Genomic DNA, 14,895 nt, shown 5'->3' on the forward strand with positions numbered 1-14,895 from the left:
CATAGGGAAGATTTATGTCTGCAAAACATCCGATTATCGCTGTCACAGGTTCATCCGGGGCCGGAACAACGACAACCAGCGACGTATTTGCGCATCTGTTTCGGCAACTGCGTCAAAAGGCGGCATTTATTGAAGGGGACAGCTTTCACCGTTTTACTCGTCCCGAAATGGATGTATCCATTCGAAAAGCCAGAGAAGAAGGCCGTCATATTAGCTATTTTGGTAGTGAAGCCAATGACTTTCAGTTGTTGCACGATTTTTTTCAACAATATGGCAAAGATGGAACAGGCCGTTACCGGCGTTATCTACATACATTTGATGATGCTGTCCCTTATAACCAAATGCCCGGTACTTTTACCCCTTGGCAGGAACTGGCCTCCGATACAGATCTTCTCTTTTATGAAGGCTTACATGGGGGGGTCGTATGGAATGACATCGATGTGGCCCAACACGTCGATTTACTGATCGGCATGGTTCCGATCGTCAATCTGGAATGGATCCAAAAACTGATCCGAGATACCACTGAGCGGGGGCACTCCCGAGAAGCCGTTCAAGAATCGATCGTACGTTCGATGGATGATTATATTAACTACATTACCCCCCAGTTTTCCCGGACCCATATTAACTTTCAACGAGTCCCAACTGTCGACACCTCCAACCCATTTAGCGCTAAAAGTATCCCTAGCGCCGATGAAAGCATGTTGGTGATCCGTTTCCGGGGATTTAACAACATTGATTTTCCCTATCTATTACAGATGATCGACGGCGCATTCATGTCCCGAATCAATACCGTCGTCGTTCCCGGAGGGAAAATGGGCTTTGCAATGGAACTGATCCTGACCCCGATACTGCAACGCCTCATTGAGACGGGGACCGTCAACTAAGCATTCTCAGAATCGAGTTTTAATTCATAACTGTGCTCGATAGGACAATGTTTCCCAAGCATCAGCGCAACGGAACAATATTTTTCCATGGATAAATCGACCGCTCTGGCCACTTGCTTTTCACTCAAATCCCGCGGGCCACTCACGACAAAATGAAGATGAATATGAGTAAAAACGCGGGGAGCCGATTCCGCCCGTTCAGCCGTAAGTTCAACCTGACAATCCGTCAGTGGCTGCCGCGCTTTTTTTAAAATCGAAACCACATCCACCGAGCTACAACCACCAACCGCCATTAACACCATCTCCATCGGGCTAGCGGCTCGTTGGCCACCATTACCATCGATGACCATCGCGTGTCCCGATTCCGATTCACCGATAAACTGTAAATCCCCGGCCCATTTAACGGTTGAATGCATAGCGATTTTCTCCATGATGAAATTTTTGACAGACCAGCATAATGCAGGGGCATGATAAACACCAGCAAATCCCTTATAATTCATCCAACTTCGAGAGCCATACCAAAAACTCCACGACTGAAGAAAAAGCCACTTGCAGCAATATAATAAGCCGCTTATGCTAGGAGCTTGATAAAGGAATAACTACCGCAGCATATTGTTTGTTTAATATATTCATTCATATGCTTAAATTGGAAATATAGAGGACTATCTATGGTACTCGGAAAACCTCAAACAGATCCCGTGTTGGAATGGTTCCTATCACATTGCCATATTCATAAATATCCCTCAAAAAGTACCCTGATCCATGCAGGCGAAAAAGCAGAAACCCTGTACTACATTGTGAAGGGCTCAGTCGCTGTGCTCATCAAAGATGATGAAGGCAAAGAGATGATTCTGTCTTATCTGAATCAGGGTGATTTTATGGGAGAGCTCGGTTTATTCGAGGAAGAAGGGCAGGAGTCTGTCCGTAGCGCCTGGATTCGAGCTAAAAGTCCTTGTGAAGTTGCTGAAATTTCTTATAAAAAATTCCGGCAGTTAATTCAGGTTAATCCTGATATTTTAATGCGACTTTCATCTCAGATGGCTAAACGCCTCCAGATCACTAGTCAAAAAGTTGGAAATCTGGCATTTTTAGATGTGACAGGTCGTATTGCCCAAACGCTGCTCAATCTGGCCAAACAGCCTGATGCCATGACCCATCCTGATGGCATGCAGATTAAAATTACCCGTCAGGAAATCGGCCAAATCGTGGGCTGCTCTCGGGAAACTGTCGGTCGTATTTTAAAAATGCTCGAAGAGCAGAATCTGATTTCAGCTCATGGCAAAACCATCGTTGTTTTCGGCACGCGTTAAATCACTCCCAATCATAGTTATATCAGCACTACGATAACGACTGATATCAACAGCGATATCTCTTATTTGTGATATCGCTGTTGAGATTACACTTCTCTTCTGGCCGATTTGGCTAACTCATCACGAACGTTCAACAGATTCTAATGTTGGCCGAAACATTTCAAATTGTGTTTCCTGACTGAGACTGAAATAGGTTGATGGGCCCCCTGCTCGCAAAATGGGCTCGGCTTTAAGCATCTGGAACATTCCATCTTCAAGCAAATCCTGTGCGATATAAACACCGACGACTTCACCTAACACCAGCCAATAATCGGTCGCAACTTGTTCGGCATTATTAAGGCGGATCAACTGCGTTAACCGACATTCAAAAGAAACTGGAGATTCAGCGACCCGAGGAGCTCGAACCAATTTAGATTCGGCCACAGTTAATCCGGCCAGCTCAAATTCAGACTGCCCCGAAGCAATTGGCGCGCTACTCAGATTCATCTGTTCAGCTAACGATTTAGTCGTCATATTCCAGCAGAATTCACCGGTTTCCTGAATATTTTGCACACTATCTTTCCATCCGGCACTAGAAAATCCAATGATAGGGGGTTCCCCCGCAAATGCATTAAAAAAGCTATACGGAGCCAAGTTATCGACTCCGTTTGCAGACCGGGATGAGATCCATCCAATCGGACGAGGTGCAATGATGGATTTGAAAGGATCATGTTTAAATGGGTGTCCCTTAGCGGGCTCATAAAACTGCATAGCTGAAGACATAACATGTGCTCCCGACATGTGGAGAAACGAGGAGCTTTCAGCATAACACTGACCCCAACGGGATGAAAAGGCAATGACGACGATAGCCAGTTCTATCTAACGCTTCACTCTTTTACATAAAAGAAAACCCCGGAGCTGCATCACCCCGGGGCCGAACAGATGTCGGACTTATTGAACAGAACTGCGAATATAATAATCAAATGCACCTAATGCGGCTGTCGCCCCCGATCCCATCGAGATGATGATCTGTTTGTAAGGACTATGCGTCACATCACCCGCGGCAAAAACCCCCGGCAAAGAGGTCTGCCCCTTCGCATCAGTAATAATTTCGCCTCGTTCAGTGAGTTCAAGCGTTCCTCGCAACCACTCACTATTCGGAACCAAGCCGATTTGAACAAAAATCCCGGCGACCTCCAACTGATGAGACTGCTGATGCACTCGATCCGTATATTGAAGCCCTGTAACCCGCTGACCATCCCCCAGAACTTCACTCGTTGCAGCTTGGGTAATAATCTCAATATTAGGCATCGAACGAGCCTTTTTCAGGAGTACGGCATCGGCTCGCAGCTCTTCGGCAAACTCTAAAACCGTAACATGTTCAACGATTCCAGCTAAATCGATAGCCGCTTCAATCCCAGAGTTTCCTCCACCGATCACCGCTACTTTTTTACCTTTAAACAAAGGGCCATCACAATGAGGGCAATAAGCGACCCCTTTTCCCCGATACTCACGTTCTCCCGGGACATTCATTTCGCGCCAACGAGCGCCGGTTGCAATAATCACAGACTTACTCTGCAATGTTCCACCATTTTCGAGTTCTAACTCGATTAATTCATTTTTAGAAAGTTTGGCGACTCGCTGCGTTTTCATCACATCGACATCATAACTCAGCACATGTTGCTCAAGACTCGCGGCCAATTTAGGGCCATCCGTTTCTGGGACAGAAATAAAGTTTTCGATAGCGTTCGTATCCATAACCTGACCGCCGAAACGATCGGCTACCACCCCGGTCCGGATCCCTTTTCGAGCAGCATAAATCGCCGCAGCAGCCCCAGCTGGGCCTCCCCCAATCACTAACACATCAAAAGGGGCTTTCTCTGATAATTTCTGAGCCTGTTTTTCACCCGCCCCGGCATCCACTTTATTCAGAATTTCAGCAAGCGTCATACGCCCTTGACCAAACTCTTCCCCATTCAGATAAATGGTCGGCACCGCCATAATATTACGCTGCTCGACTTCGGCTTTAAATAAAGCGCCATCAATCATGGTACTGGTGACCTGCGGATTCATATGAGCAAAAACGTTCAGAGCCTGAACCACAGTAGGACAGTTCTGACAGGTCAACGATGCATAAACTTCAAAGTGCAAACTCTGATCGATCGATTGAGCTTGCTCAAGCACTTGTGCATCTTCTTTTGCTGGATGTCCTCCCGCCTGAAGTAACGCTAAAACAAAAGAGGTAAATTCATGCCCCATCGGGATCCCGGCAAAGCCGACCCGGGGGACTTCGCCCTGTGGCGCAATTTGTAATAAAGGGGTTCGACTTCCACCTTCGATAATCTGGCAGGTAATTTTGTCAGATAAGGCACTCACTTCCTGTGCTAACGAGACTAACTCTTTAGCTTTTGCTGACTGATCAGTCGACACAGTAATTTCTATCGGATTGGTGATATTTTGAAAATATGTGCCTAATTGTTGTTTTACATTGGAATCTAACATCGTATTTAACCCGTTTACTGTGTGACGATAATAAAGTTCAGTGGTTTCGGGCAGAACCAGCTCTGCCCGTATCGGCTGATTTAGATTTTGCCGACTAAATCCAGTGAAGGCGCTAAAGTCGCTTCACCTTCTTCCCATTTAGCTGGGCAAACTTCACCAGGATGAGAAGCTACATACTGAGCTGCTTTCACTTTACGCAACAAATCTTTGGCATCACGACCAATACCTTCAGCGGTAATTTCCATCGCCTGAATGATACCTTCAGGATCAATCACGAAAGTCGCCCGATCAGCTAGGCCTTGATTTTCCCGTAATACACCAAAATTATTTGCGATGGCGTGAGTTGGGTCGCCGACCATGGTGTATTGAATTTTAGCAATAGTATCCGAAGAATCGTGCCATGCTTTGTGGGTAAAATGGGTATCTGTCGAGACAGAATAAATTTCGACACCACGTTTTTGGAACTCTTCGTAATTATCAGCCAAATCACCTAATTCAGTTGGACAAACGAAAGTAAAATCAGCAGGATAAAAGAATACGATTGACCATTTGCCTTTCAAATCGGCATCAGAAATTTCAACGAATTCACCTTGTTTAAAAGCACTAGCCTGGAATGGTTTAATCGGTGTGTTAAGCATGTCTATCTCCTAAAATGAAACATCATATTTATCGAACAAGAGTTATCTTAGGAGATATCATTAATTGTTGGAAATTGTTAATACCTTTAATAATGATAAGGCAAACCTATTAATAGGCTTATAAAAAATAGGGCTTTTGCCCTATTCTGTCCCTCCATCATTTACTTTTCAGCCATGGGAGAAGCTAATGGAATTGCGTCGTCAACCTACATGATGAACATTTGTACTGTCAAAAATCTTATCTGCTGAGGCTTCAATAAATCCCTGATACAACCGTCCGTGAGCATCCGGATAACGCAACGCAAACTCATAAAAACAGGAAGGAATCGATGCTAATTGATCCGAAAACTGAACCTGAGCATGATCCGCTAATGTGGATGATTGTTCCAAAAGAGCATAAGCATCCCCTTTGATCAATCCCCCACTACGATTCAGACTAAATCCCGCGTCTTGCAGCGTTTGATTCACGTCATCCAGAGAATTAAACCCTGCGAGCGCATTCACGCTAACCGTGAAATGATTAGCTCGATACCCAAAAGCAGCCAACCAAGCCGCATATTCACTTTCAGCCAGCAACATTTGATAATCATGAAAACTTAACTGCCAGGGCCGTCCTCGATACAGCGCATCACTCTGCCGCATAAAACCGGGAGGAAGCTGCTGATAGAGCATGCCAATAATATGTTGCGCCGCCGAAGAAAGTTCAGAAACCTTCAATTCACTAATAAATACTTTAGGAACCGCTGGATCAGGGTGTTGAAGATGACGGGCTCGTAATTTCTTAATCGTAAAATCATAATCCCCTGCATACTCATAACCGAGCTGAATAAAATGCGCCCCGAGATCTTCTAAACCTATATCCGGTAATGCATAAGTTCGAAGGGCAATATGATCATTCACGATCGGTTGACCTCGACCCAATAACGCATGAATCGACTGAGCACTGGGTGTAATCTCAACATACTGCTGCCACAAATGTTCAAATAGAGAATCAAGTTCACTCACTCTCATAACGCACCTCTGTAGGCCAACCGTGATCTTATGTTGAGTATATCCAGTGCTCATCCAAAGCATCTGAAAAAGGCCACGAATCGTGATCTTTATCACGTGAGAGCTCGCGGCCTGATCTTATCCTTCTATCATAGCTGCCATCGAATCTATCCCCATTTGATGGCAACATATTCTCCTGTTAAAAATGGAAATCTACCTGAGAGCGGAATAAGTGCCGCATCGCTAAATGTTCAGTATTACTGGCCCGGTTTCGTCTTTGTACCGAATAAAAAGTTTCCCAAACAACATGTTTAAAGGGAACAAATTTTAATCCCCAGATCCAGCCCCGGGTATCACTCAACATCGAGGCCCATTCATCATCATGTGAATAATCGCCATAACGCTCAAAATCAATATATCGGGTATAAAGTCCGTAGGAGCCAACCTGATTTAAATTAGCTTCTTTATAATCAATACGATATTCCTGACTGGTATTATAATGATCGGCGTTGGTTCGAACATATGTGGCATTGAGCACGATGTCCTTAATAGGATGGGCCTGAAATTCAATCGCAGCTAAATGACTCATTTTTTGTTCATCATGATGGTTGTCATTGGTTGCATAGGTCACACTAGTCGCGAGTTTATCCATTATATTCCCGGTCAGATTCACACCTCGAATATTGGTTTTAGAACCATTCGGCATAGTGACCAACGCTCCCTGGCGAGGTCTCAACCAAAAGACCTTCCCGTTCCATTGAGGACGGAGATCATAATCGACCTGGATCCCATCCGCTGCATGCCCAAAAGGCACATTCTGAAAACCGAGTCCCCACCACTTTGTTCCTAATGCAATACCTATATTTTCAGGACGCCCTTCAACCCAAATCCGCTGAAAAGTACCATCCTGATCGTCACTCCCTTCATCACCACTGCGCCAGGACTGGTGAATCGTATACCCTTTACGGGTTTCACTCTGAAAATGGGCTTCCCAGTTTTCAGAAACCTTCATTTTCCCTTCTAAATCCATATAAAAATGTCGGTTATTGCTTCCGGCACCAATTCCATCGGGATCATCGTGATCATATTTAGCCCGGAAAAAACCAAATAAGGTGATACTTTCCAATTTATCCTTCAATGACTGGTACTGGGAGGGGGTAATTGTCTCACTCGGCGCGGGTTTAACCGACGGCTGCTGAGCCGATAACTGAGCCAACTTTGTTTCATACTCCTGTCGGAGTTGCCTCATCTTACTAAGCTCTTCCTCATATTGCTGTTGAACTTTAGCCATTCTATCCAACTCAGCTCGGATCACCTGAGTCGACGCCATCGATTCAGCTGCGGGCTCACTAGCCACCGCGAGTCGAATCATTGAACCACCCACGATAAATGGACTTATAAAGCTCGCAATAACTGCGGCCTTAACACTTCGTTTTATTGCCATAGTAGTCTCATCCTTTCACTACGTAAGACTTGCCGCCATTGCATCCTCTGTGATGGATCGCCTTTACAATACCCGTTCTGCACCGCTCAGCGATAACGAACTCTCGGTTATAAAACCAACATCAGCTCCGATATAATCGAAACAAATGGAAACCGGTTTCCATTAAAACTTATAAAAACCCCTTCCAGAGTTACATTATTCTGGCTTCTAACAAGTAATTGCAATCCATAAAGCTTGCTAATGACTGAACAAGTTCACTTCATCTTGATAAATCGCCATCAGAGCTTAGGAAATAAATCGGTTATTAAATGTGCGCAAAAACACATTTTACATATTGAAGTGAAAATTTTGGAAACTGGTTTCCAAAAATGTGCGCTGATCAGAAGATTGGCTTCAACAAACGAAGCACTAGAACGACAATGACGATAGAAATAAACGCAGCCTGAAAGGCTGCGTTTACCCGACCAACTAGAACGGTAGGCCCGGAGAGAAGTGCTCCGGTAATTCAACTTGAGTAGACTGCATCGAAGCCACAGGATAAGCACTATAATCAGCCGCATAATAGGCACTGGCTCGATGGTTTCCGGAATCACCAATCCCGCCGAAAGGCGCGGCACTTGAGGCTCCGGTAATCGCTTTATTCCAGTTCACGATACCTGCTCGGCTCCGCTGATAAAAATCATCCCAACGTTGGGCATCGTCACTCAGCAATCCCGCCGATAAGCCATATCGTGTATTATTCGCAATCGCGATAGCCTGATCCCAAACCTGATACCGAATCACTTGCAATAAAGGCCCGAATAACTCTTCATCGGGAATATCCTGAACCCCTGTGACATCAATAATGCCAGGTGTCACCAATCCTTTATTCGGATCCAGTTGTTTTAAAGTCAGTAATGATCGCGCCCCTTTCGCAACGAGTTGCTGCTGAGCTTGAACCATTTTAGAAGCAGCAGTCGCCGAGATCATCGCCCCCATAAATGGCTGTTCAGGCGCATCATATTCTCCTACGGCTATCTGTGCCGTTACATCAAGCAATCGCTCCAGAATGGCCTCACCCTGTGCAGACAACGGTAAAATCAACCTTCTGGCACAAGTACAACGCTGTCCGGAAGAAATAAATGCAGATTGCACGATCGTATGCACCGCCGCTTCAATATTCTCAACCTGATCCACTACCAGCGGATTATTTCCTCCCATTTCCAGGGCTAGAATTTTTCCAGGATGGGCTGCAAACTGTTGATGTAACAGTTTTCCGGTCGCAGAACTCCCTGTGAAAAATAAACCATCTAAATCAGCGTGCGCCGATAATGCTTTACCGGTATCGATTTCGCCCTGTACCAGATTTAAAACACCATCGGGAAGCCCTGCTCGCTGCCATAACTGAACAGTCGACTCAGCGACTGCGGGAGTCAGTTCTGAAGGTTTAAATACCACAGCATTGCCAGCTAACAACGCCGGCACAATATGTCCGTTCGGTAAATGTCCAGGAAAATTATAAGGACCAAAAACGGCCACCACGCCATGCGGTTTGTGACGTAAAACCGCCGTTCCGGCTGCCGTATCCTGCGTCTTTTCACCAGTTCGTTCTCGGTAGGCTTGCTCAGAAATGGCGACTTTCCCAACCATTGCCGCCACTTCGGTTCGGGTCTCCCACAACGGTTTTCCGGTTTCCTGAGCAATTAATAATGCCAGCGATTCTTTATTCTCAAGCAAGAGTTCCGCAAATTGTTTCACAATGGCTAAACGTTCATCAAAGCCCCGTTGCCACCATTTAAACTGGACTTGTCGGGCCGCTTTTACCGCCTGTCCGACCTGCTCAACTGTCGCCGAATGACCTTCCCAAATCACTTGGTTTTTTGCCGGATCAATCGATTGGAACAAATGCCCCTGCCCCTCAAGCCAATGACCGCCGATAAACTGCATAATAACTCCTTAATCGAGATGACGGCCGACTTAACGTAAGGCCACCAGACGGATCGCATCACCATCAGAAACTTTTAATACCTTCGCGGTATCACTACTGAGGGTTACTTCTGAGCGATTCTTATTGATATTCACTTTAGCAACACATGCTCTAAAGTGATTAATGCGGCAGTTACTAATTAACTTTTCTTCGCCCCCGATCACATCACCAATCACCACCGATAACTGCTGACTTTCCCGGATACTCCGAATATTTTCTAATGAACATTCAATCGTCGGACCCGCATCAAAAATATCGACATACCCTCGATTACTAAAGCCTTCACGTTCAAGTAACTTTAATGCTGGCACCGTTTTTTCATGCACCTGACCAATAACCGCCTGAGCTTCAGCCGATAACAAATTGACATAAATTGGGTGCTTAGGCATGAGTTCGGCAATAAATTCTTTACGGCCAACCCCGGTTAAATAATCGGCAGTTGGGAAATCAACACTGAAAAAGTGTTCTTCAAGCCACTTCCAAAATGGAGAACGCCCTTGTAGATCCGAAACACCTCGCATTTCTGCAATCACCAGTCGGTGAAATAACTGTGGAGCCTGAGCCATCAATAAAAAACGGCACTTCGATAACAGCCGCCCGTTATTTCCATGCCGGTGAGATTCTTTCAAGAACAGCGTACACAGTTCCGTGACCCCGGTATAATCATTGCTCAACGTCAGTGTCTCAACAATGTTATACACATTCAGACTCCGTGAAGCATGGACAACTTTCCCTAAATGATACGTGTAAAAAGGGCTGCTCAACCCCACAGCCGCTTCGATTGCTGTCGTGCCAACGACCTCTCCGGTCTCACTATCCTCAGCCACCATCAGATAATAATTATCAGGATGATGGACTCGATCATGAGTGAATGATTGCAACGAATGACTAATTTTTTCATGCAATAAAGGCTCATCAATCGGTAACGAAGTAAATCCGATCCCCGATTCATCCGCCATAGCCAACAGTGCTGGAAAATCACTTTCCCGGATTGGACGAACGACTAGCATATAATTTCCTTAAATATTAATCTGCAGCTATCATGGCCACAGCTTGCTCGAACCGAGCTAAACCTTCTTCGACATCCTCCCGGGGGATAATCAGCGACGGTGCAAATCGAATCACATTCGCGCCAGCCACCAGCACCATCACGCCGGTTTCAATGCCAGCCGCTAAAAATTCCCGAGCCCGACCTTCATATTTTGAATTAAGCGCAGCGCCCAGCAATAATCCTTTACCCCGGATTTCATCAAAGACATGGTATTTATCATTAATTTTAGCCAAACCTTCGCGAAACCACCGCTCTCTGGTTTTAACGCCATCCAAAACTTCTGTCGTATTAATCAAATCAACGACAGTTCCGGCAATCGCACAGGCCAGAGGATTGCCCCCATAAGTGCTCCCATGAGTACCCGGTTTAAAATGTTGGGCAATCTCGTTAGTCGTCAGCATCGCAGCAATCGGGATCCCTCCACCTAATGATTTAGCTGAACTGAGAATATCTGGAGTCACGCCCAGTCCCATATAGGCATACAGTTCACCCGTCCGCCCCATCCCGGTCTGAACTTCATCAAAAATGAGCAGTGCATGATGTTGTGTACACAGTTCCCGAACCGTTTTGATAAATTCAGGTGTTGGTGGAACAATCCCTCCTTCACCTTGTAGAGGTTCAATCATGACCGCACAAGTATCGTCATCGATCGTCGCTTTAAAGGTTTCAATATCATTATAAGGGATATGCGTAATCGCACCGGGTTTAGGTCCGAATCCATCCGAATAAGCGCTTTGCCCACCGACGGTTACCGTGAAGAAAGTTCGACCATGAAATCCCTGATTGAAGGCGATAATTTTATTTTTCTGTTCACCAAATGTATCAAATGCATAACGACGTGCCAGTTTCAGACAGGCTTCGTTGGCTTCTCCACCGGAATTTGCAAAGAAAACTTTATCGGCAAACGTGCTATCGACTAACTTTTTCGCCAATCGCAAGGCCGGTTCATTCGTCACAACGTTACTCAAATGCCAAACTTTATTGCCCTGTTCTGTGAGCGTTTTCACTAATGCCGGATGACAATGACCAAGCGCACTAACGGCAATTCCTCCTGCGAAATCAACGTATTCGTGATCATCCTGATCCCATACTCGGGAGCCCTGCCCCCGAACAGGTATCATAGCGGGAGGGTTATAGGTTGGAACCATCACCTCATCAAATAAAGCCCGATTAACCTCGATAGACTCAGTCATTATTATCTCCTTTAATACCGACGATCCTGCCATCAGATGCATCCTCAAGGTAAACCATCGGAAACAGAATCTGGATTATTCCAAAAAGAATTTAGTTTGTCTTTGGGACAAAATCCCCATCAAACCAAGAAAAATTGATGAATAGTCATTCTACTTGCATAGATCTCCTATCACATCATATATACAAAAGATTATTCCCTTATAAATTACATCTAAATGAATAAATATTCACATATTATTCATTCCAAACCTTACTATTTATTTCTTGTATAAAGGCTTAATCGTTCGATTTATTCGTCTTTAAGAAGTTATCGAGCAGCATCAGACCCGACTCAGTGAGGATACTTTCTGGATGAAATTGCACCCCTTCGATGGGGAGCGTCCGATGTTTTAGCCCCATGATCAAGGGCTGAGCTTCCAATTCATCATGGCACCAAGCGGTCACTTCCAGACAATCAGGGACAGAAAGAGGATCAACCATCAGAGAATGATAACGGGTGACTTCGAGAGGATCGGGTAGATGTGCAAACACACCTTGTTGATGGTGGCTCACCAAGCTAGTTTTACCATGCATGACCTGAGGTGCATGAATAATGTGCCCCCCAAAATATTCTGCAATACACTGATGCCCTAAACAAACACCAAGGATCGGAATACGCCCAGCAAAGTGATCAATCACAGCCATGGATATTCCAGCCTGCTTGGGCGCTTTCGGCCCGGGAGAAATCACCAGATAATTAGGTGCTCGCTGCTCGATTTCTTCAAGTGAAATCGCATCATGTCGATGCACCTCAACAATTTCACCAAGCTGGCTAAAATATTGATATAAATTGTAAGTAAACGAATCGTAGTTATCGATGATTAGCAGCACTGCATTTCCTGCCTGACAAGATCATACCCATGAAGGGGAGCCCCTTCTATATCATAGAGAACCACTTTACCCCGTTTGTAAAAAACTGTCATGTCATGCACGGCGATTGATCGCTGACATCCACGCCAGCGATCAACCCTTTGATCATAACGTCAATGGATTGCATGTTCAGATAACCCTTACCATTCTCTGAACAATCAAACACCTGCATCTGATCATCCCTGTTACAGGGTATTATAAGTTCGAGTCACTTTGGCTAGATAATTTCGGGTCTCATTGTACGGTAAATTCTGCTCCAAATGCTGATAAACCTGCTCAGGAGTCATTTGGTTTATCCGATTAAATGCCGACGATAATTTTGTAGACCCATTTGGATTAAAAGCACGGGCAACATTGCCGGCCCCCGTATTATACGCGGCAATCGTACAGTACATCCGGCTCCGGGGATCTTTAATCTTAGCCAGGTAACGACTATTCAAAATATGCAGGTACCCGCCACCGTAACGCATATTCACCGGGCCGACAAACAGCTGCTCTTTTGTTGGTTTCTGATTCTGATGATATAACGTCTGATTTACATCGAGCCCAGCCGACCCTGGAACCACTTGCATTAAACCAAAAGCAGGAATCGGAGACTGTGCCATTGGGTTAAATGCCGACTCTTCTTTCATAATACTCACAATCAACTTTGGATCTAACTGATATTGATCCGCAATCTGCTGTGCCTGAGCCATATAGGGTTTAGCCCGCTGCCATGTCGAATTCTTCGGCAAAGGGATCACCAGTTGATGAATCACCTGATTGGAACGGGTTTTGATCGTGCGCTGCTGAACATCTGAAGTTGATAACGCTTTTCCTTGTTCCTGCCCAACCAAAGAGGCTAATAAACTTTCTGATCCGGATTGAGTTTCAGGAACCTTGGACTTATCAGCATCATCGGACTTCAGCAAGGGATCCGTTTGTATCGTCTGTTTCACGGTTTTCTGAGAAAGAGAGTCAATCACTTGCTGTGCAGTGGGTAATTTTTCACCTTCCAGCGCTTCAACTCGAATTTCATTTTTCCCATAATCGAGAACCGTTTTAACACCGAGCTGTTTTGCATACTGAACATATTTTTGCTTATCAGGCAACTCCGTATATTCATGCCAGCGCGCCTCAAGCTGCTGTTTAAACTGCTGATACCGCTGCTTATACGTTAATTTATAAGTCTGATACTGCTGTTGTTGTTGCTCAAGCCAATGCTGATAGGCATCTTGCGTCTGCGCCAGAGCTTCATGAGAACAGGAAAACGCTATCAGCGTTAAAGGAACAAGAATATAGGTCCATTTCTGCATAATTAAAAAGGGCCCGCAGGCCCTCTCACTAGTTGAGTTGTTGACGCACTTTATCCAGTGATTCATCAGCCTGAGCTTTTAGAAACTGTTGATAAAGTTCCGGAGAATCTTTTTTGGTTAATGCATTATTGACTAACTGATTCACATTTGCATCGTAGTGCTGCTTGTCCATGCCCACCAGCACATACATTCCACCACTCGGACTTATCTGGGTTCGATAGATTTTAGAATTTTCCAACGTCATTGCAGATAACGATTTTTGGATCCGTTCTACATTGTCACGGCTATTCAACGCTGATGTTGATACTGCATCTTTACCGGTAACTTGCTGATCGGATTTATTGTCGGTCGTCAATCGTTGCAAACGCCCCTGGATCAGTTGAGAGAACTGAGCGGCCAAACGATTTCTCGCTTCAGTCGCGGCCACATCGGTCATCATCCCGGGACCACTTAATAATTTCCGGGAATACCCTACCGCCTGCAACTCAAGTCCTTTCACAGGCTGTTCGCACACCCATCCCGGAGCAGAGTGTGAAGGTGCATCAGGATAATCACATTCACTATAATCCAGGGTTGTTTTCTGGCTACAACCGGTGATAACTAATACACCGGCTGAGATAAGAAGAGCGGATAACCTCGTTTTCATTCGTCTACTCCAAGAGCTGTCATTAAATATACTTAGTTCATAATATCGCTAACTAAAACTTAAATACATCAATACTATTTTTGATCG

General features: G+C 45.1%; 14 protein-coding genes. 2 read left to right on the forward strand and 12 right to left on the reverse strand.

From position 1 onward, the window contains the following. Positions 1–14 precede the first annotated feature (14 nt). Positions 15–884: a phosphoribulokinase gene (locus tag ABUE20_RS06315; protein ID WP_408619015.1), complete on the forward strand. Its 870-nt coding sequence runs from the start codon at positions 15–17 to the stop codon at positions 882–884. Here ABUE20_RS06315 and ABUE20_RS06320 read toward each other — a convergent pair. Beyond that, positions 881–1,300 (reverse strand): OsmC family protein, encoded by a 420-nt coding sequence (locus ABUE20_RS06320; RefSeq protein ID WP_408619017.1) that lies wholly within the window; start codon positions 1,298–1,300, stop codon positions 881–883. The genes ABUE20_RS06315 and ABUE20_RS06320 overlap by 4 nt on opposite strands. Positions 1,301–1,552: 252 nt before the next feature. On the opposite strand from ABUE20_RS06320, the gene crp reads away from it, so the two are divergent. Continuing rightward, positions 1,553–2,194: a cAMP-activated global transcriptional regulator CRP gene (crp, locus tag ABUE20_RS06325; protein WP_408619018.1), complete on the forward strand. Its 642-nt coding sequence runs from the start codon at positions 1,553–1,555 to the stop codon at positions 2,192–2,194. Between the two features lie 120 nt (positions 2,195–2,314). Here crp and ABUE20_RS06330 read toward each other — a convergent pair whose 3' ends face one another. From ABUE20_RS06330 to ABUE20_RS06380, 11 genes are all read right to left on the reverse strand, one after another. Further along, a complete protein-coding gene (locus ABUE20_RS06330) occupies positions 2,315–2,956 on the reverse strand; it encodes a flavin reductase family protein (RefSeq protein ID WP_408619019.1) in 642 nt (213 codons plus the stop codon). Between the two features lie 168 nt (positions 2,957–3,124). Continuing rightward, complete coding sequence (ahpF, locus tag ABUE20_RS06335; protein ID WP_408619020.1) at positions 3,125–4,675, reverse strand: alkyl hydroperoxide reductase subunit F; 1,551 nt, start codon at positions 4,673–4,675, stop codon at positions 3,125–3,127. 80 nt (positions 4,676–4,755) lie between these two features. Then, on the reverse strand, positions 4,756–5,313 hold the full coding sequence (gene ahpC / locus ABUE20_RS06340; protein ID WP_408619021.1) for an alkyl hydroperoxide reductase subunit C: 558 nt from the start codon (positions 5,311–5,313) through the stop codon (positions 4,756–4,758). Positions 5,314–5,514: 201 nt separating this feature from the next. Further along, on the reverse strand, positions 5,515–6,324 hold the full coding sequence (locus ABUE20_RS06345; protein WP_408619022.1) for a DUF1338 domain-containing protein: 810 nt from the start codon (positions 6,322–6,324) through the stop codon (positions 5,515–5,517). A gap of 178 nt (positions 6,325–6,502) precedes the next feature. Further along, positions 6,503–7,747, reverse strand: a complete 1,245-nt coding sequence (locus ABUE20_RS06350; protein WP_408619023.1) for a hypothetical protein — start codon at positions 7,745–7,747, stop codon at positions 6,503–6,505. A 468-nt stretch (positions 7,748–8,215) separates the two neighbouring features. Beyond that, positions 8,216–9,673, reverse strand: coding sequence for a succinylglutamate-semialdehyde dehydrogenase (astD, locus tag ABUE20_RS06355; RefSeq protein ID WP_408619024.1), 1,458 nt, complete (start codon positions 9,671–9,673; stop codon positions 8,216–8,218). Positions 9,674–9,703: 30 nt separating this feature from the next. Further along, positions 9,704–10,723, reverse strand: coding sequence for an arginine N-succinyltransferase (gene astA / locus ABUE20_RS06360; protein WP_408619025.1), 1,020 nt, complete (start codon positions 10,721–10,723; stop codon positions 9,704–9,706). Between the two features lie 16 nt (positions 10,724–10,739). Beyond that, complete coding sequence (locus ABUE20_RS06365) at positions 10,740–11,957, reverse strand: aspartate aminotransferase family protein (RefSeq protein ID WP_408619026.1); 1,218 nt, start codon at positions 11,955–11,957, stop codon at positions 10,740–10,742. Positions 11,958–12,234: 277 nt separating this feature from the next. Next, entirely contained in the window at positions 12,235–12,828 is a 594-nt protein-coding gene (locus tag ABUE20_RS06370; protein ID WP_408619027.1) for an anthranilate synthase component II, read from the reverse strand. A 224-nt stretch (positions 12,829–13,052) separates the two neighbouring features. Further along, complete coding sequence (locus ABUE20_RS06375; RefSeq protein WP_408619028.1) at positions 13,053–14,162, reverse strand: transglycosylase SLT domain-containing protein; 1,110 nt, start codon at positions 14,160–14,162, stop codon at positions 13,053–13,055. Positions 14,163–14,190: 28 nt separating this feature from the next. After that, positions 14,191–14,808, reverse strand: coding sequence for an LPP20 family lipoprotein (locus ABUE20_RS06380; RefSeq protein WP_408619029.1), 618 nt, complete (start codon positions 14,806–14,808; stop codon positions 14,191–14,193). Between the last annotated feature and the right edge of the window lie 87 nt (positions 14,809–14,895).

It is taken from the genome of Celerinatantimonas marina, from assembly GCF_046054165.1.
In the GTDB taxonomy this organism is placed as follows: Bacteria; Pseudomonadota; Gammaproteobacteria; order Enterobacterales; family Celerinatantimonadaceae; genus Celerinatantimonas.